This window comes from Magnetococcales bacterium (assembly GCA_015231925.1).
Lineage (GTDB): Bacteria > Pseudomonadota > Magnetococcia > Magnetococcales > JADGAQ01 > JADGAQ01.
In genome coordinates this window covers 66,488-84,002 of the sequence record JADGAQ010000001.1, presented here as the reverse complement: position 1 = coordinate 84,002, position 17,515 = coordinate 66,488, and the positions used below count along the sequence as shown (strand labels likewise).

The following is a 17,515-nucleotide window of genomic DNA, read 5'->3' as shown; positions in this document are numbered from 1 at the left end:
TCTAAAGATCCCCCCTGCGGGACCAGAGCAGTTCCCTCAATCGTCGCTTCGCCCGCCCCAGCAGCGATTCCAGTGCCTCGGGCGTCACCCCCAGAATCTGTGCGGCCTCCTCGCCGCTGCGGTCAAGATGGTAGACCAGCAGAATTGCGCTACGCCACCTCTCCGGCAAGGCCTGCAACGCCGTTTCGAGTCCACAATGGCGCTCCTTGGCCTGCAACGCCTCATCCGGGTTGCCCCAGGAAGAGGGCTGTTCCGCATAACCCTCCAAACCCGTCTCTTCCCGTGTTCGCCTCAGCCGGTCCAGGCAGCGATTGCGCACCACCCGATACAACCAGGTGGCCACACAGGCTTCTTCCCGCCAGTGGGGCGCCGTGCCGTGCAGCGCCGCAAAGGCCTCCTGAACCACCTCCTCCGCTTCAGCCGCATCGTGCAGCAGGCGCCCGGCCAGGGAACAGGCCCCGGAAAGCTCCTTGTCCACCATCTCCCGCCAGGCATCGGGCTCTCCCCGGGCAATGCGCTCCATCAGCCTGCCATCTTCCCGTTGCCTGGCGTCGTCGGCCTTCATGTCCGATCATTCCCTCCATTCGCCTCCGGAAGAGCAGGCCTTGGCCACCCGAGCCCTGTTACCGGAACCGACCCATGCCACGCGGACAATTTCCTCGCCAACCCCGATTCAGGGCGTATCCCCATCCAGGTGGGGTGAAAGTGACAAATTCCGTCAAACTCAGTCGCCCATCCTTGTCCTGGTCCGCAAGGGTATAGACCGGGGGCACCCATCCGGGAGCGCCTCTCCAGGAGGTCAACTCTTCCTTGTCCACCTGACCATCCCTGTTGACATCCATTTGATGGAAGTGGCTCTCCCGCCAGGAACGCATGGTCTGGCCCGCATCACCCGACCGGGCGGGGACCGGTCTCCAGCCGTTCCCACCGCACTGGCACCAGGGTTGCGCCGCTGCCAGCGCCGGCATTCCCAAGACAGCAACCGCCAACAGCACCGTCATCCGAGTTCTCATCGTCGTTCTCCCCGTCGTTCAGTCCGATTGAGCAGCCTTTGACGGGTTAAACGCTGTAACGGTACCTTTCCGTCGCTCAAACCGCGACATTTTTTTTCGAAAAGCGCGGCATAATACGAAGCGGGGTAAAAGTAGTCCCACAAACTGGACAGCTGCAGAAACTGGAAATCCCTCCCACCGTGGCATATGCTACTTATTTGAGCAGGTGTCTACTTTAACCGGAAGGAGCCCTCGCCCCACCGCAGACAAGCGTCAACCACAGTGGATGATACTTATTCTAATGATGATAATAAATTTCAATAAAATCCTTCCAAAGATCAATTTCGCTGCCGCGTTTCCCTGGCTGCTCCTCTCGATGACCCTTCTTGCAACATTTTACGGCTGGGATTCGATGCGTAGAGAGGTCTTGGAGCATACACGAAACACGTTTCACTCCGGGGTTGAACAGCATGTTTCCGCCATCAAATCCCGCATGGACAATTACATCCAGGTTCTGCGCAGTGGTGTCGCCCTTTTCAATACGAAAGATTCCGTCAGCCGGGAAGATTGGCGAATTTTCGTCAAATATTTACAGCTTGAAAAAAACTTTCCGGGAATACAAGGAGTAGGCTGGTCGGTTTTCATCGCTCCCCCGGAAATGGAGAACCATATACGACGCATTCGGGAATCGGGCTTTCCCGACTACACACCAAGGCCTGAAGGCCCCCGCGATATCTACACCTCGATCCTCTTCCTGGAACCTTTCGACTGGCGAAATCAACGCGCCTTCGGCTACGACATGTTCTCCGAACCGGTACGTCGTCTCGCCATGAGCCAGGCTCGGGACAGTGGTGAACCCACCCTTTCCGGAAAAGTCAAGCTGGTTCAGGAAACCGGGGAGAAACCTCAAGCCGGAGTTCTTCTCTACCTGCCCGTCTACCATAACGGACTTCCATTGCTGGATGTCGCCCAACGCCAAGAGGCTGTTATCGGCTTCGTCTATGCACCGTTTCGCATGGATGACCTCCTTGAAAAAATTCTCGGCTCGCAGTTTCCCTTCGTGGATCTGCACATCTACGACCATTCGGATAACGCCGAGTCCCTTCTCTTCGATTCGGACGGAATTCTCCATTATGAAACACCCCCGATATTTCACCACCAGGAGACCCTCTCCATAGCCGGTCGCCAATGGCGTCTCGATTTCAAAAGCACACCTCTCTTCGAAGCAAGCATCGACTTCGACAAACCCCGATTCGTTCTTATTGGCGGTTTGATCGGCAGCCTTCTACTCTTCGGGTTATCCCAGAATCTGTCGTTTTCACAGCAAAACAGCGAACGCCACCTTCGCACCGTTCAAAGAATCGCGCGCCACGCCATCATCACCATCAACGAACGCGGCAGCATCCTCTCCTGCAATCCGGCCACGGAACAGCTTTTTGGCTACTCCTCCCGGCAATTGCTGGGTAATAACGTTAAAATGCTCATGCCTGAACCTTACCATTCGGCCCATGACGGCTACCTCTCCCGTTATATCGCCACGGAAGAGGCCCATATTATCGGAATGGACAGGGAAGTCGTCGGACTGAAAGCGGATGGCAGCCAATTCCCCCTCTGGCTCTCCGTCGGTGCGGCGCGTTCCGGCCGGGGCTGGCTCTTTGTCGGCAGTATCGTCGACATGACCGAACACAAACAAAACCTGAAGGAAATTCGCAAACTCTCATTGGCCGTGGAACAAAGCCCAAGCGTCGTCATCATTGCCGATACTGAAGGACGCATCATTTACACCAATCCCCGTTTCAGCGAGGTTACCGGATATCCGGCCGAAGAGGTTCGGGGGAAAAACCCACGCTTCCTCAAAACCGGTCATACCGACGCAGAAGAATACCGCCACCTCTGGTCCCTGCTGCAAAAGGGGGAGATCTGGCGGGGCGAAATGCAAAACCGGCGTAAAAACGGCGCCACCTATTGGGCTACCGTGGCCATTGCGCCCATTCGTCAGGAGGATGGACAGATTTCCGGCTATGTCTCCCTGCAGGAAGACATCACCCTGCGCAAGGAAGCCGAACAGGTACTGATCTCCGCCAAAGAGGCCGCCGAAAGGGCCAACCAGGCGAAATCGGATTTCCTGAATGTCATGAGCCATGAACTGCGCACCCCTCTGACGGTCATCCTGGGCTACCTGCCGCTGCTCATTGACCTGGATGCCAAAGTCCCCCTGGCCAAAAAGATTGCCGCCTCTCTCGAAGATCGGGCGCAGAGCCTCGACGACCTCCGCAAACTCTTCGCCATGATCCGGAAAATGGCCGAGGAGATGAAACGCAACGGCTCCCACCTGTTGACCCTCATCAACGACCTGCTGGATATTTCCAAAATTGAAGCAGGAAAATTGCAACTCCAATGCAACCTCCTCGATGCCGACCCGCTTCTTCAGGAGGTGGCCACCGGGCTGCAAACCCTGGCCTCAGAGAAAAAACTACTCATCATCCGGGAACCCACAACGGCGGTGGTCTACGCCGACAGGGTCCGTCTCCGCCAAATCCTGCTAAACCTGGTCGGCAACGCCGTGAAATTCACCGAGGCGGGAAGCATCACCCTTTCCGCCCGGAGTGCCGAAAAGATTGTGGAATTCCGGGTTGCCGATACCGGATGCGGTATCCCGGGAGGTGAATTGGATCACGTTTTCGACCGGTTCCATCAAGTGGACAGCTCCGCCACTCGCAAAGCAGGAGGAACCGGACTGGGATTGACCATCACGCGACAGTTGGTGGAACTCCATGGTGGGCAGATCAGCGTGACAAGCCGTTTCGGAGAAGGTACGGTCTTTTCCTTTACAATTCCCGCCGTGGCCCCCGATCCGCGTTCAACTCCGAATACAACCCCTTTGGAGAAGTGATATGGACCCAGGTACCGTGTTGATCGTGGATGATTCGGCAGATATCCGTCAAATGCTGGCCCTGCATCTGGAATTGGCCGGTTATACGGTCGTGCAGGCGGAAAATGGTCCTGCCGCTCTGCAATACCTTGAACAAAACACCCCGGAGCTGATGCTCCTCGACTGGATGATGCCGGGCATGGAGGGGCCCCAAGTGGCGCGCTCCCTGCGGGAAAACGCAAAAAACGACTCGATTTACCTCATTATGTTGACCGCCAAGGGCAACACCAGCGACCAGATCACCGGGTTGCGCACCGGAATCGATCTCTACGTCACCAAACCCTTCGATCCCGAGCTACTCGTGGTTCAGATCGAAAGGGGCGTCGACGAAGCCCGCAAACGTCGACAAGCCGTGGAAGACCGTAATCTGGCCCAAACCGATGCGCTGACCGGTTTGAACAACCGTCGCGCTTTCGATGCCGCCCTGGTTCGGGAGTGTGACCGCGCCATGCGCTACAAACGGGATCTGGTCCTGGTGATGATGGATCTGGACCACTTCAAAGCCGTAAACGATGTTTTTGGCCATGCCACCGGAGACCGGGTGCTGCGTGAATTAGGCCAGATTTTGCGGGAAAACAGCCGGGAATCGGATCTCTGTTTCCGTTACGGCGGGGAAGAATTCGCCCTGATTCTTCCCGAATCAAACCAAGAGGGGGCCTGGATTCATATCGAAAAAATCCGGAGCTATATCGAGCAGCACCTTTTTGTCGGTGTAGGCCACAAAACCGCCAGTTTTGGTTTGGCCGTCCTGGCAGAAGGGGAAAGCGAAGAGAGCCTGTTGAGTCGGGCCGATGCCGCACTCTATCAATCAAAACAGAATGGTCGCAACCGCATCACTCTTGCACCTTAACTATTGAAAAACAATATCACTTCGGCTAAGTTTTAAGTGTTTTGTATCTGTTCAGGTATACGGGGGTTCGGGGGGGATTATCCCCCCCGACGGGTCCAGGGCAGCGCCCTGGGACTTTTCCTTTCGCTGTTGACACGATCATGCCGCGCTGTGCAAGGGCCTGAATAGTTACAGTGTTTAATTTTTATTATATTAATTGTTTACACTCTGTATTTCTCTTTTCTTTCTCGGCGTTAAGCAGCTCAACATCGAAAATAAGAGTTGACTCCGGCCCCAACAGAAGCCCCATCTTGCGGTTGCCGTAAGCCAGCTCAGGAGGGATGACGAAACGATAGCGACTGCCCACCGGCATGAGGACCATGCCTTCCCGCCATCCGGGAATAACCTCGTAAAGGTGGATGTCGAGAGGCACACCCCGTCCATAGGAGCTGTCGAATTCCACACCGTTGATCAGAGTGCCCCGGTAATGCACCGTCAACAGGTGCAGTACCTCGGGTTTGGGACCATCGCCCTGGTGCAAAACCTCGTACTGCAGCCCCGTCGCCGTCTCGACAACCCCCGGACGCTGCCGGTTTTCCGCGCGGTAGCGATCCCCCTGGCGTCGATTATGAGCCGGCAGCGAGCGCCCCCGGAAAAAATTCCCCATTACGGTTGCCAGGGTTTTCAAGAACACGGTATTGCCTCCTTCAGCGAACCACCCATTCCAGACTGTACCAGAACAATACCGCAACCAACGCCGAACAGGGAATGGTAATCATCCAGGTTGCCACGATTTCAAAGGCCATGGCCCAGCGCACCCGTTTGGGATACTCGGCGGTTCCGATCCCCATGATGGTCGAACCCACCACATGGGTGGTCGAAACCGGCGCCCCCAAATGAGAGGCTCCCAACACCACCAGGCTGGATGCCAATTGGGAATCCAGGGCATGGACGGATCGAAGTTTGTAAATATCGAAAGCCAGAGTCCGGGCAATTCGCCAGCCACCGAAGAGGGTGCCCAGGGTTATGGCCAGGGCACAGACCAGCATCACCCACCACGGTACTTCAAAAGTCGGGGATATGCCGTTCAGAAACAGCACCAGGGCGATGATGCCCATGCTTTTCTGGGCATCGTTGGTGCCATGCGCGAAAGCCAGTCCGGAGGTCGTGACATATTGAAAATAGCGCAACGGACGGTTGATGCTGGGAGTCGCCAGAGTGCCGAGCAGAAAAAGCATGACCCGTTGCACCAACAATCCCATGAGAAAGCCGATGGGCGGCGAAATCAACAACGAAACCAGAACCTTGGCAAACCCCGTCAGATGTCCTTCGTGGAACAGGGTATCGAACCCCCAAATGACGTGATCCCCCCCCACGGCAACCGCCGTCGCCCCAACCATGCCACCCACCAGGGCGTGAGACGAGGAGGAAGGCATCCCCTTCCACCAGGTCAACAGATTCCAGAAAATCGCTGAGAGCATGCCACTCAGGATGACTGTAGTCGAAAAGAGTGGCGCCTGATCGTGGATGGTCACGATTTTGCCGATGGTGTTGGCTACCGCCGTTCCCCCCAACAGGGGACCGACAAAGGTAAAGATGCTGACCAGAACGACCGCCTTGATTGGCGTCATGGCCCCACAGGCCACGGCGGAAGCTGTCATATTGGACGCATCATGAAAACCGTTGGTGAAGTCAAACCCCAGCACCGCCACAATCGTGATGGCGATCAGCACCATTTCTCCTGTCACGTTTTTCCCCCTCGATTGGACGCATCCGCCGCGGGGTCTTGTGTTTGCCCCGGTTGTCAAGAGGATAACGGTAACGGCTACATATCGCCATACCCACCGACGAAAAAGTCCGCATAAAGATTGCTGCCCGCTTCCGGTGACCGTTGACAAGGCGATGAAGCGGGCGCATCATGGCGCACCTGTTGGCGGATCGTCTAATGGCAGGACGGCGGACTCTGGCTCCGCTAGTCTAGGTTCGAGTCCTAGTCCGCCAGCCAACTCTCCCGGTATCGCTTCCCAGTTCACCTCACAACGCCACCACCATGCCATCTTCGGCAAGCAGGCACTCTCCGGAGTAGGAAACGGCGCATTCGGTGCGGCGCAGCTCGTCGGGCCCCTCGATGGGATAGAAGTGGCTGAGCAGAACCCTGGCCACTCCAGCCTGTTGCGCCAGCAGACCGCATTGCAAGGCGGAAAGATGTCCCGGAGCCTTGTTGGCCTGCAGAGTCGAGCAATCCAGAACCAGCAGATCCGCCCCTTTTGCCAACTCCAGAATCGCCTCCCCCCAATCGCAATCCCCGGAACAGACCACAACCCGGCCGTCCGCCTCGAAGCGATAGCCCTGACTGGCAAATCGCTCCGAATGAACCGTCGGCGCGAAGCGAACCTGCATGCCGCCCAGTTCGAAAGGTTGGTGGGTCTCCTGCATCCGGACCTCGAACTGGGAAGGCAGTCCGGATACCGGCAGGATGAACTGTTCATAAAACCGGCCGAAACCGGCGGGACCGTAGATGGGCAACGGTTCCCGGCGTTGCAGCCCCGGCAAGCGGCAGGCGTGCAGCAAGGAGACCAGATCGCCGATATGATCCGGATGCTGATGGGTGATGCAAACCCCGGCCAAGGTGGCGAAAGAGTGGCCGAACCGTTCCATCTGGCGCAGAGTGCCGGATCCGCAATCCAGCAGCACTGTTTGGCCCCCCCCTGTTTCCAGAAGGTAGCCCGGCGCGTTGCGTCGTGCCGAGGGAATCCCGGTGCCACTGCCCAACACGGTTAACCGCATGGCCTTTTTCCGTTTCGTCGAAGGAGACGATACCACCAGATTGGGGAATTCTTTTTAATATTTTAATCCTTTAAAAAATCAAAAAAAGAAAATGTTCTGTCCTTTGACTTTTCTTTAAAAGATATTATTAAAGTACAAAAAAGTCAAAGGACAGAACATTTTCTTTTTTTGATTTTTTAAAGACTAAATATTAAACGTCAAAAGACAACTTCATGGCCACAGCCGGGCCGCCCCCCTGACCCCGCTGGCATCCCCGAAGCGTGCCGGCAGCAACGCCGTCAGCACGGAATTAGAAAAGACATACCGGGACCACAAAGCCGGAACCAGATCATAAAGGAACGTCATCCGGGAAAGCCCCCCTCCCAGGACAATGACATGGGGATCGAGTATATTGATGACCACGGACAAGGCACGGGCCAGTCGGTCGCAGTAGGCTTGCAGACAATGGTCCGCCAGGGAGTCCCGATGGTGCAGAGCGGCAATCTCTTCGGCAGAACAGGGCGCTCCCCCTCGAACCCGCCACCAGGCAGCCAAACCGTGACCGGACAAAAACGTTTCGACACAGCCCCGCCGACCACAGTAACAAGCCGGTCCCGGAAGCTCGTCCTCACGCGGCCAGGGCAACGGATTATGCCCCCATTCCCCGGCAATGGCGTTGGGCCCCTGCAGCAACCGCCCGCCGATAACGATCCCCCCTCCCACACCTGTCCCCAAAATGACACCGAACAGAGTGTCGTACCCACGACCCGCCCCGTCCACCGCTTCCGACAGAGCAAAACAATCGGCATCATTGGCCAGACGCACGGGTCGTCCCAGAACCGATGCCAAATCCGCCCCCAGCGGTTGACCGATCAGACAAACCGAATTGGCGTTTTTCAGAATCCCGCTACCCGGTATCAAAGCGCCCGGAGTCCCCACCCCCACCGGAAGCCCCGAATGACCACTCTCCTCCTCCAATGCGAAAACAAGCGAGGCAATCGTCTCAACCGTCTGCCGATATTGGCCCTGAGGCGTGGGCACACGCCGCCGGGCGACCATCTTCCCAGCCCCATCCAGAACACACCCCTCGATCTTGGTGCCGCCCAGATCAATGCCCAAACGATAGTCGCAGGTCATGACCCGCCTACTCGTCCAACTTGACCTCAACACCACTGCCCTGCTTCTCCAGCCAGATACGCGCCTCTTCCTGCACCTGACGAATCTGCTCCTTGGTCAGTTGGCGACTCAGCATCTGCAGATTTTTCAAGGCATCCTTGTCTCCCTGTACCGCCGAAAGGGAGTACCAGAAATAGGCCTTCAACTGACTCTTGCGTACCCCCCTCCCCTCCTCATACATCCATCCCAGGCTGTTTTGGGCCCGGGAATGGCCTTTGGAGGCCGCCCTGGCGTACCATTTCGCCGCCTCCTGAATATTGCGATCGACTCCGCGCCCCTCCTCGTACATCCAGCCCAGATTGTACATGGCGCTGGATTCACCCTGGTCCGCCGCCTTCTGATACCACATGAAGGAGGATTTCAGATCCTGGTCCACCCCTTGACCATTCTCCAGCATGGAACCCAGACTGTTCTGGGCCTCGGCATTACCCTGCTTGGCGGCTTCCAAAAACCAGCGCAAGGCATTGTGGTAATCGACATCCACGCCAAGCCCCAGTCGATAGAGCTTGGCCAGGTTGGTTTGGGCAATGGCGTTGCCCTGCTCCGCCGCCTTTTGAAACCATTTGGCAGCCGATTTGTGGTCTTCCGGAACACCGTCCCCATACAAAAACTTTCCGGCAAGCATCAACTGGGCGTTCAGAAACCCTTTTTCAGCCGCCGTGGAATACCACTTCAATGCCGCCATGCCATCCAGAGGAACGCCATCACCCTTTTCATAGGCACGGCCCAAATCGAACTGGGCCTCCGCATGGCCGGACTCAGCCGCCTTGCGCAACCAATCCGCCGCCTCGATATGGTCCGCTTTGCCGCCTTCACCCTTGAAAAGGCGTTGCGCCAGGATGAACTGGGATTCCATGTGCCCCTGGGCAGCGGCCCGACGGAAATAGCGGGTGGCATTGGCGGCATCGGCTTCAATCCCGCGCCCGTCCCGAAACATGCTGCCCAGGCGATACTGGGCTTCGGGCACACCCTTCTCCGCCGCCTTGACGAATCGATCGAAGGCGCCCTTGAGATCCTGAGGCATCAACTGCCCCTGCTCCATGGCCACGCCAATACGGTACCCCGCCTCGACATGGCCCAGCTCGGCAGCCTTCTGATGCCAATCCAGGGCCGCCTTGTTGTCCACCTTGACGCCGGCCCCCATTTCCAGCGCCTTGCCAAGCTGAAACATGCTTTCGACATGTCCCTGTTTGGCCGCAGCCTGAAACCACTCCACCGCCTTGACGGAGCTGCGCGGTGTTCCCAACCCCTGAAGGTAGATCAGACCCAGACGATACTGTGCCTCTTGCATGCCCTTCTGGGCCGCTTTGGTGTACCACTCCAGACTCTGAAAGGGATCCTGGGCCACACCCCGACCTTCCTGATAACGACCAGCCAGATCCAGCATGGCCTGACCGTCTCCCTGGATGCTCTTTTCCTGAAGGCTTTTGAACTCCACAGCCGCCTTCTCGCGGGCCACCTCCTCGGGGGAAGGCAGTTTGACCGCCAGGGTGTTCCACAGAAACAGACCCGCGCCGAGAATGGCCACCGCCCCCGTCGCCAGTACCGCGATGCGTTGCGGTGGGGTGGTCTTGGCACCCGCCGCCGTCTCCAGCATGGAGATCAGGTCGCTGTCCTCGCCCCCCTTCTCCGATTGGACCGCCTTCAACCAGTCCGGAATCGATTTGGGACGTTCCGTCTCGATGACCCGCAAGGCCAGATCAATAGCCTTGAGAACCGCTTCGGAATAATGACCCTGTCCAATTTCCAATGCGGGCTTCAAGGGATCGGGCTGCTGCCGCATCAAGGCATTGCTGCGTTGCGGCGCCCCGATGGGCTTGCGTCCGCTGATACAGCGATACATCACCGCACCCAGGGCATAGATATCGGTCCAGGGGCCCTGGCGGCTGGCATCCTCGAAATACTGCTCCATCGGCGCGTAGTTGGGAGTCAACATGGCCGTCATGTGGCCGCCATCCTCCCCGGATGCCCTGCGGGCCGAACCAAAGTCCAACAACACGGGGGTGTTGTCCTTGGCCCGAATGAAGATATTATCCGGCTTGATGTCCCGATGGATATACTGGGCTTCGTGCAAAACCTGAATACCCTGCATCAGGGGCATCATGACCCCCAGCAACTCCTTTTCGTCCAGGGTCTTCTTGGCTTTCAGCAAGGCGGCCAACGATTCACCGTCCTCGAACTCCATCGCCATGTAGGCGGTATTGTACTCTTCGAAGAAGGTGGTCACCCGAACCAGGGAGGGATGTTTGAACTTGGCCAGAGTCCGGGCTTCGTCAAGAAAGCGCTGCCGCCCTTTGATGAACAGAGGTTCGGCCTCCGACGATTTTGCCTGAATCGTTTTGTCGGGCCGCCGGCTGGCCAACTGGGTCGGAAGGAACTCCTTCAAGGCGACATAATTGTCGAGTCGCGTATCGTGGGCCTTGTAGGTCATACCAAAACCACCCTGGCCCAGCACCTTGACGATCTTGTACCACAACAGCATCTGTCCGATGGGCAAAGCGTCCGCCGGATGCTCCACCACCGCCGGTTTCAAAACCGAACCGTCGGTGTCATCCGTGGCGGAGGTCTTCTCCGATTCGGTGGTTGCTTCACCTGTTGCCAGGAGAGTCGCCTCATTCCCCCCGCCAGGTAGCGAAACTGCCAATACCGTAGCCGCCTCGTCGACCACGGCCTTTGGCCGGGTGGTGGGCGCTGCAGGAGGAACGACCGCCATCACCGTCGCTGCATCGTCTTCTTCCTGAGGCGCACTTCCCCGGCCAGAGTCCGACAGATCATAGCGGACACCCCCGGTATGGACCGGACGGCTCAACACCGTCGGGGTATCCTCGTCGTCCACCGAGGAAGGAGGCGGCATGACAGGAAGGCCCAGCACCGTCGGGGCATCCTCGTCGTCCACCGGTGAAGGTGGCGGCGTGACAAGAAGGCCCAGCACCGTCGGTGCATCCTCCTCCTCGGCAATCCCGCTCTTGTCGGGTTCATCCGCCGGCACCAGGCGCAAGCCACTACCCAGGATGGTCACGGCATCGTCATCACCGGTGTTCCGGTTTCCACCAGCACCACCACCCAAGCCCGTTTCCCGATCCTTGCCACTCATGATTCGACCACCCTTCCGGAAAGCCTCGCTGATTGTCTCTTTTGAACGGGCATATTAGCAGATTGCTTTCTTCAGGAACAACCCGGCGTCCTGCGGGTACGAAAGCCGTTTTTGCCCCGAGCGCGCCCGGGGCGGAAGGTCGCCTCCTTCGGAGAACCCGATTCGGCTGCCCCTTTGGGCCGAGCTTTTCCCTCCGTTCTTCCCCCACCGCTTCCCGATCCCCCGAAACGGGCCCCTCCCGGCTTGCCGGAAGCCTCGGAGGAACGCATACGCTTCAGGCGCTGCAGTATACCCCCGTTGATCTCTTTCCGGAGCCACGCCGCCTCCTCCAGTTCCGGAAAGGTGTCACTGAACCGATAGTGTAACCAGGAGTAAAGGTTCACCACACGCATGGACTCTTCCAGGTGGTCCAGTCCACGCATTTCACCCGGTCCCGGCAGAGCCCGGGGCAATACCTCCTCCAAGGCCAGATGTTTACCCCGGGCCACACTTTGAACCATGGTTTGAAAAGCCCTGACAGCTTCCAGGCTGCGCAGGGAAACCGGCGCCGCCGACAGCGTGAAACGAATCGACAGATCGAGCTGCCGGTAACGGTCGGTCATCCGGGCCAGGGCAATCTGATCGTCCAGATCGGACAGGCGGTAGACCTCCGGGTCCGGTCGCACCGTGCGGACAAACAGGGTCAACAACCGCGCCAGACTGGGATCCTTGCGATCCTCCACATCGGCCAAGGCCAGAAGCTGTTCCAGATTGGGCGCCATGGGCGCCAGCGAAATCGGAGGGGGATTGGCTTGCAGACCCTTGCGAATAGGCTCCACCGGCAGATGAAAGGTGCCGACGAAACCCACTTCGTTTTTGCCGAACCGACCGGCCCGACCGGCTATCTGCCGGATCTCCATCGCTGTCAGGGGAACCTCCTGACGATCGATGAACTTGCGATCCTGGGCAAACAACAGGGTGCGTATCGGCAGATTCAAACCCATGCCGATGGCGTCCGTCGAGGCCAGAAACGAGGCTTCGCCACTGGCGAAAAGCCGCGCCTGCTCCCGCCTGACCTCGGGAGGCAAGGCGCCGTAGACCACTGCGGTCTGGCGCCGGGTGTTGGCTTCGATACGCCGTTTCAAATCCAGTACGGCGGAACGGGAAAAGGCTACCAGAGCCGTTCCCGGCTGCAACTCGGCGAACGTGGCCACCGGATGGGGCAGCACTTCCAAAGGCACCATTCTTTCCAGAAGGGTCTCCTGCCAGGTCTCACCGGTCAGGGCGAGCAACTTCATCAGCACAGGACGCGATTCGGGCGCCCCGACGACACAGACCAGATCGGCCTGAACGCCCAGTATGGCCTGGGTCCAGGCCCAGCCGCGCTGACTGTCCCCCAGCATCTGCGCTTCATCGATGACACACACCTCGAAGGAGCGATGCAATGGCAACATTTCGATGGTTGAAGCCACATGACGGGCACCCTCCATGCGAATCTGCTCCTCCCCGGTAATCATGTCGCAGGGGAAGCCCCACTCGTTGAGGGTCGCCGCAACCTCCTGGGCCAGCAGTCGCAACGGAGCCAGATAAATGCCGTTACGGGCCGAAATCAGTTTTTGCAGGGCTTGATAGGTTTTTCCCGAATTGGTGGGCCCCAGAAACAGATGAAAATGCCGTTGTCGTTCCCGTGCCGGGAAGAGTGAATGAAAGGAGCGGACGCCGGTGACTTCGGTCGCCCGTTTTTCCAACTGGCCGCTCTCGTACAAACGAGTGAAGCGGCCATAATACTCCCAATAGCCCAGAAGGCGGGCATCCCGTTCCTCTTGAAGCCCGAGTTCCCGATCCGCGGCCACGACGATTTCGTCGTTCTCCAGGCTGTTTTCGCTCAGAACGGAGGCTAGTCGGGCTTCACGAAAACGTAACAGCAGCCGGTCAACCCCTATGGACTCGGATTCCTCGGGGACAAAGGCCTGCGGCTCCCCGATCGAGGCGGCCTCCTGGCGGAGCTGCGTTGCCTCCCGGGCCAGCCGCTCACGGGTTTGCAGCACCGCTTCGACGGCAGACTGGGTTGCGGCAACCTGTCGGATATCCTGGAGAGAGGTCATCACGCGAGACAGATGGGACTTCAACCGCTGGATGGCTTTGTGCCACCGATCCGTCTTGATTCCCAACCGGTGCAGACGATAGACCCGGTATTCCGCTTCATCCAGGGTTTCGCACGCGGCAATCAAAGGCGTTTGGCGGGCAACATCGGAGGGGCTGAAGAGAGGGACCGCATGGTGGAGAACGTGACGGCCCCGGCGCTTCCATTCACCACGAGAGGCCAACTCAACAACATCATCCGGATGCCAGAGGGCCCCTTTTTCATCAAAACCAAGGGGACAGGCCCCCGGTTTGACCCACTCCCTCTCCTGAAGATCGTCGCCGGATACGGGTAGGCTGGATCTGGCAGGCAACTGGACTGGTTCCATGTTTCAAACCCCACTCAACGGAAACCAATGCCCGATCGCGGTTTTCTCCCCACCTGCCGATCTGTATTGACGCTCGACTCTTCCTCGGAGCGGAACCTCCCGGCCATCCCGGCAGGCGGTTCCGGTTGATCTGCCGGCTTCCGGAACTGGGCCATTCGAGCCCTGTTCAGAAAGCCGCTCAGATCAATATCGTCGGAACGCTACTGCCCGCTACGCAACTGGTTCATCATGGTGCCCAGGCCCTGGAAGGCATCCTTGGGATTGCCTCCTGCAGGAGCCGCCTGACCACCGGCAGCCGCACCCATGGCATTCGACAAACCCACCAGGCCACCGAGCCCCCCCAAAGCCCCCGCTCCCAGATTGGGAACCCCCTGCTGAGGAGTGGCATTCCGCGCGGCGGCGGCGGCCTGTTGCTGACGCAACAGTTCCGGATCGACGTTCTGCAAGTTATCAGCCTTGCCTTTGGGGGCTTCGGCCATGGGATTCTGCACCTTGATCCATTGCCTTACTTCCCGACCGGCCAGCAGCACCTTCTCGGGCGTGATGGTGCGAATGCTGGCCCCGGACTCCCCGATCTGGTCGCCTTCCTGATAGAAGCGCCCATCCAGCACGACATACTTCTTGTCGCCGGATACGAAAGCCATGGTGATGACCAGACGATCAAAACTCTCCGACGGGGTATTGATGGCTACCTCGTCCATTGTCACCGCTTCGGATGAATAGCCAAGCATCTGCAGTTTGATATCACCCAGACTGCTTTTGCTCGGACTGCGCAAGCTCAACAGATTGGGAGCCAACTTCAGGATGCTCTCCTGCACCACCGGGTCGATCGCGGGAATTTTTTTGGCAAGGTCCCCCGGCGCCGAACCTGTCACGACTCCCGACTGTGCCGCCTTTTTTTGGAAGGCGATCAGGAGAGGAACCAGGTCTGCTCCGCTGACGGCAATCATACCCGCCATGCCCAGCCCCAAAACCGAGACCGAAACAAGTCCAAGATATTTTTGTTTCACGATGGACTCCGCTTCAGCGTCAATTGAAAACTCAGTTCCTGTATGTTTGTACCAAAGTTGCTTTTCTCAACTTCGTACTTCATCCCCCGAAGATTCGCGAGGAACTTGCCGTGGTGCATGCTGGTTTCGTCAAAACCACCGACGACACGCCCCACAACTTCAACCGTAGGCATGGTCATATTGGCGAACGAAACCTCCACCTTGTCCAAGAACATGCGCCCTTCACGAGCACTGGTCAAATCGGAAAGAATCCGCCCGATGGGAGGAATTTCCCGAATTTCGCTCAGTCGCTTGGAGAAGGCCACCACATCCAACTCTTCCTTGCCCACTGCCTTGACCGATTCCAACACCGCGATTTCGCGGGCGCTCTTGTCGTATTCGGCGGTCATGGCGTCGGCTTCGTTGTTGAGCCAGGCCTGACCGAAGAACAGGATGGTCACCAGCACCCAAGCCACCGCCAGAATCGGAAGAATCATGTGCTGGGTACGATAGCTGGCGATATTCATCCAGCCGGAGACGCTGTCGGAATCTTCAAGATAGCGCATGGCGGAGGGAAGGGAGGTCATGACGGCCTCGCCTTCCTCGACATCCAGACGTTGCCCCTTGAGGAACTGGTGGGGAATGCCGACCGTTTCGGAGAGGTTGACGACCCAGGCGGGAGCGAGCAAGGCAGCCTCTTCCACATCCTGAGATTTGGAAGTGTCCGCCCAGCCGCTCTGGGTGTTGTCCTTGGCCGAATCGGTGTCACCGAAACCGGAAAGGGAGACAGAGGTGGTGGTTGACTCCTTCTTTTCCTTGAAGGGCCACCAGTTGAAATAGACCAACCGGTCGACTTTGATCTTGTTCCGGCTCATGATGCCGCGAATCTCGTCCGCCGCCGAATGGGAAAGAGTTGCCCGGGCTTCCTCGTCGGTGGAATAGGAAGAGAGCCGGTTGGCCCCGTAAACCTTCCCGCTCCGTCCAACCATCAGGTCGACATGGCGATCGTGTTCGAAAAGCACGGCCAGATTTTCGGTCCGTCCCAGTCGACGCAGGATTCCGTAGAGGATGGCGTTGGTCGAGAAGACCAAGTGGTGGCTTGCATCCGTATACACCCGGTCCAGATAGGGACCGAAACGCTCCTGCTCCACGACGGTGTAGGCGATATCGGTCGTCCCCCGCCCCCGAGAACGTTTCCACTGGGTCAAAACATTGGCGGAGGCGCCCGCTTCACCGATATCCTGCAATTTGCGTCGCAGCACGACCTCGGCGTAGCGCACCGGGGCATCCACCACCATGGTTCGCGGTGGGCACCCCTGAAAATCCGTCACGAACCATTTGTCGCCATGGATCAGTGACAGATCCTCCACGGGTATGGCCTTGCGACGACCGACGAGATAAGACTTGCCGTCCAATTCGAGGAGGAGGTGATCCTGGAACGATTTGTTCATTTGCGATACACCAGATAGGAGCCTTTGAGATTGACCACCACGGAGTTACCCACTTCGCCCTGTACCGCCTTCTGCAGGGCGGCAGCCTGTTTCGGATCCATGCCCTGGAGGGTGGGGGACACCATGCTGAAGGTGACCGGCTGGAAGTAGTAGTTCCCACCATGCCGGGCGTTGTCCAAAATCGTCCGCATCTGAGCGACACTCATCGCCTGATCGCGAATATCCACGGCGTAGGTGCTCCAATGCACGGGATCCACCCCTGCCGAACGTGCCGATTGCAAATACTGGCGCACCTGCTCGGAGAAGGCCCCGTAGACCTCCACCCGCTTGCGATACCCTGCCATTTCGCTTTGAATCCGCCGTGATTCTTCCAGCTTCTTCTTCGCCTCTTGATAACGGGTGTAAGCAGAGACGCCATCCGTCATCTGGAAGGGCATCAGCCCCCCAGCGACCACCGCCAGCACCAGCAGCAGGAACCGGTATAAAATCTTCATGACAAGACCATCCCCCTATCACCATGGCAACCGCTCAACCGCATGGATCTACCTCTCGTCGCGGGTATCCGGCACTTTTTACAATGGAGCATGACTTTACCTCGATCAGTGATCAAGATCAACCGAAGCGCTTGTGAATTTTTTCCCACCTCCTTGCCCTCTTGTTCCCCGCCCCGAAAGCAGGGGAATCGCAAACCATTGACCTTCTTCACCCACTGATGGTATTGATAGGATTAGCTACTGCAATATCGGCTCGCCCCGAGGGAACAGGCACTTCACATGCAAATTCTGATCCATCCTATCAGAAGGTGTGAATCCAGAGCCCGGCAACGGGGAAATGGA

The 17,515-nt window shown here is 58.1% G+C and carries 13 protein-coding genes and 1 tRNA gene; 3 read left to right on the top strand and 11 right to left on the bottom strand.

Going from position 1 to position 17,515, the window contains the following annotated elements:
- Position 1: 1 nt before the first annotated feature.
- Positions 2-565, bottom strand: coding sequence for a sigma-70 family RNA polymerase sigma factor (locus HQL56_00365; protein MBF0307966.1), 564 nt, complete (start codon positions 563-565; stop codon positions 2-4).
- A 58-nt stretch (positions 566-623) separates the two neighbouring features.
- Positions 624-1,013: an EF-hand domain-containing protein gene (locus HQL56_00360; GenBank protein MBF0307965.1), complete on the bottom strand. Its 390-nt coding sequence runs from the start codon at positions 1,011-1,013 to the stop codon at positions 624-626.
- A gap of 391 nt (positions 1,014-1,404) precedes the next feature.
- Here HQL56_00360 and HQL56_00355 point away from each other — a divergent pair, with 391 nt between their 5' ends.
- Positions 1,405-3,885, top strand: a complete 2,481-nt coding sequence (locus tag HQL56_00355; GenBank protein ID MBF0307964.1) for a CHASE domain-containing protein — start codon at positions 1,405-1,407, stop codon at positions 3,883-3,885.
- A gap of 1 nt (position 3,886) precedes the next feature.
- The gene (locus HQL56_00350; GenBank protein MBF0307963.1) at positions 3,887-4,774 is read left to right on the top strand and encodes a diguanylate cyclase; all 888 of its coding nucleotides are present in this window, start codon (positions 3,887-3,889) and stop codon (positions 4,772-4,774) included.
- Positions 4,775-4,961: 187 nt separating this feature from the next.
- On the opposite strand, the gene HQL56_00345 is transcribed toward HQL56_00350, so the two are convergent.
- Both HQL56_00345 and HQL56_00340 read right to left on the bottom strand, forming a co-directional pair.
- Positions 4,962-5,420 (bottom strand): FKBP-type peptidyl-prolyl cis-trans isomerase, encoded by a 459-nt coding sequence (locus HQL56_00345; GenBank protein MBF0307962.1) that lies wholly within the window; start codon positions 5,418-5,420, stop codon positions 4,962-4,964.
- Positions 5,421-5,460: 40 nt separating this feature from the next.
- A complete protein-coding gene (locus HQL56_00340) occupies positions 5,461-6,489 on the bottom strand; it encodes an inorganic phosphate transporter (GenBank protein ID MBF0307961.1) in 1,029 nt (342 codons plus the stop codon).
- A gap of 195 nt (positions 6,490-6,684) precedes the next feature.
- Between HQL56_00340 and HQL56_00335 the strand changes: the two genes are divergently transcribed.
- Positions 6,685-6,758, top strand: a tRNA-Gln gene (locus HQL56_00335).
- Positions 6,759-6,787: 29 nt separating this feature from the next.
- Here HQL56_00335 and HQL56_00330 read toward each other — a convergent pair.
- The 7 genes from HQL56_00330 to HQL56_00300 form a co-directional block, all read right to left on the bottom strand.
- Complete coding sequence (locus HQL56_00330; GenBank protein ID MBF0307960.1) at positions 6,788-7,540, bottom strand: MBL fold metallo-hydrolase; 753 nt, start codon at positions 7,538-7,540, stop codon at positions 6,788-6,790.
- A 210-nt stretch (positions 7,541-7,750) separates the two neighbouring features.
- Positions 7,751-8,656 carry an ROK family protein gene (locus HQL56_00325; protein MBF0307959.1) on the bottom strand — a complete coding sequence of 302 codons (906 nt, stop codon included), beginning with the start codon at positions 8,654-8,656 and terminating at the stop codon, positions 7,751-7,753.
- A gap of 7 nt (positions 8,657-8,663) precedes the next feature.
- Positions 8,664-11,789, bottom strand: a complete 3,126-nt coding sequence (locus tag HQL56_00320; GenBank protein MBF0307958.1) for an SEL1-like repeat protein — start codon at positions 11,787-11,789, stop codon at positions 8,664-8,666.
- Between the two features lie 71 nt (positions 11,790-11,860).
- Positions 11,861-14,239, bottom strand: coding sequence for a hypothetical protein (locus HQL56_00315; protein ID MBF0307957.1), 2,379 nt, complete (start codon positions 14,237-14,239; stop codon positions 11,861-11,863).
- Positions 14,240-14,439: 200 nt separating this feature from the next.
- Positions 14,440-15,249, bottom strand: a complete 810-nt coding sequence (locus HQL56_00310; GenBank protein ID MBF0307956.1) for a hypothetical protein — start codon at positions 15,247-15,249, stop codon at positions 14,440-14,442.
- The gene (locus HQL56_00305; GenBank protein ID MBF0307955.1) at positions 15,246-16,679 is read right to left on the bottom strand and encodes a hypothetical protein; all 1,434 of its coding nucleotides are present in this window, start codon (positions 16,677-16,679) and stop codon (positions 15,246-15,248) included. The genes HQL56_00310 and HQL56_00305 overlap by 4 nt, the downstream gene beginning before the upstream one ends.
- Positions 16,676-17,173, bottom strand: coding sequence for a hypothetical protein (locus HQL56_00300; protein MBF0307954.1), 498 nt, complete (start codon positions 17,171-17,173; stop codon positions 16,676-16,678). Before HQL56_00300 ends, HQL56_00305 begins: the two co-directional genes overlap by 4 nt.
- Positions 17,174-17,515 lie beyond the last annotated feature (342 nt).

Bases quoted from the DNA above. Each gene is read 5' to 3' on its own strand.
- HQL56_00365 (MBF0307966.1), bottom strand. From the start codon at position 565: ATGAAGGCCGACGACGCCAGGCAACGGGAAGATGGCAGGCTGATGGAG.
- HQL56_00355 (MBF0307964.1), top strand. From the start codon at position 1,405: ATGCGTAGAGAGGTCTTGGAGCATACACGAAACACGTTTCACTCCGGG.
- HQL56_00360 (MBF0307965.1), bottom strand. From the start codon at position 1,013: ATGAGAACTCGGATGACGGTGCTGTTGGCGGTTGCTGTCTTGGGAATG.
- HQL56_00315 (MBF0307957.1), bottom strand. From the start codon at position 14,239: ATGGAACCAGTCCAGTTGCCTGCCAGATCCAGCCTACCCGTATCCGGC.
- HQL56_00325 (MBF0307959.1), bottom strand. From the start codon at position 8,656: ATGACCTGCGACTATCGTTTGGGCATTGATCTGGGCGGCACCAAGATC.
- HQL56_00340 (MBF0307961.1), bottom strand. From the start codon at position 6,489: ATGGTGCTGATCGCCATCACGATTGTGGCGGTGCTGGGGTTTGACTTC.
- HQL56_00350 (MBF0307963.1), top strand. From the start codon at position 3,887: ATGGACCCAGGTACCGTGTTGATCGTGGATGATTCGGCAGATATCCGT.
- HQL56_00320 (MBF0307958.1), bottom strand. From the start codon at position 11,789: ATGAGTGGCAAGGATCGGGAAACGGGCTTGGGTGGTGGTGCTGGTGGA.
- HQL56_00330 (MBF0307960.1), bottom strand. From the start codon at position 7,540: ATGCGGTTAACCGTGTTGGGCAGTGGCACCGGGATTCCCTCGGCACGA.
- HQL56_00300 (MBF0307954.1), bottom strand. From the start codon at position 17,173: ATGAAGATTTTATACCGGTTCCTGCTGCTGGTGCTGGCGGTGGTCGCT.
- HQL56_00305 (MBF0307955.1), bottom strand. From the start codon at position 16,679: ATGAACAAATCGTTCCAGGATCACCTCCTCCTCGAATTGGACGGCAAG.
- HQL56_00345 (MBF0307962.1), bottom strand. From the start codon at position 5,420: ATGGGGAATTTTTTCCGGGGGCGCTCGCTGCCGGCTCATAATCGACGC.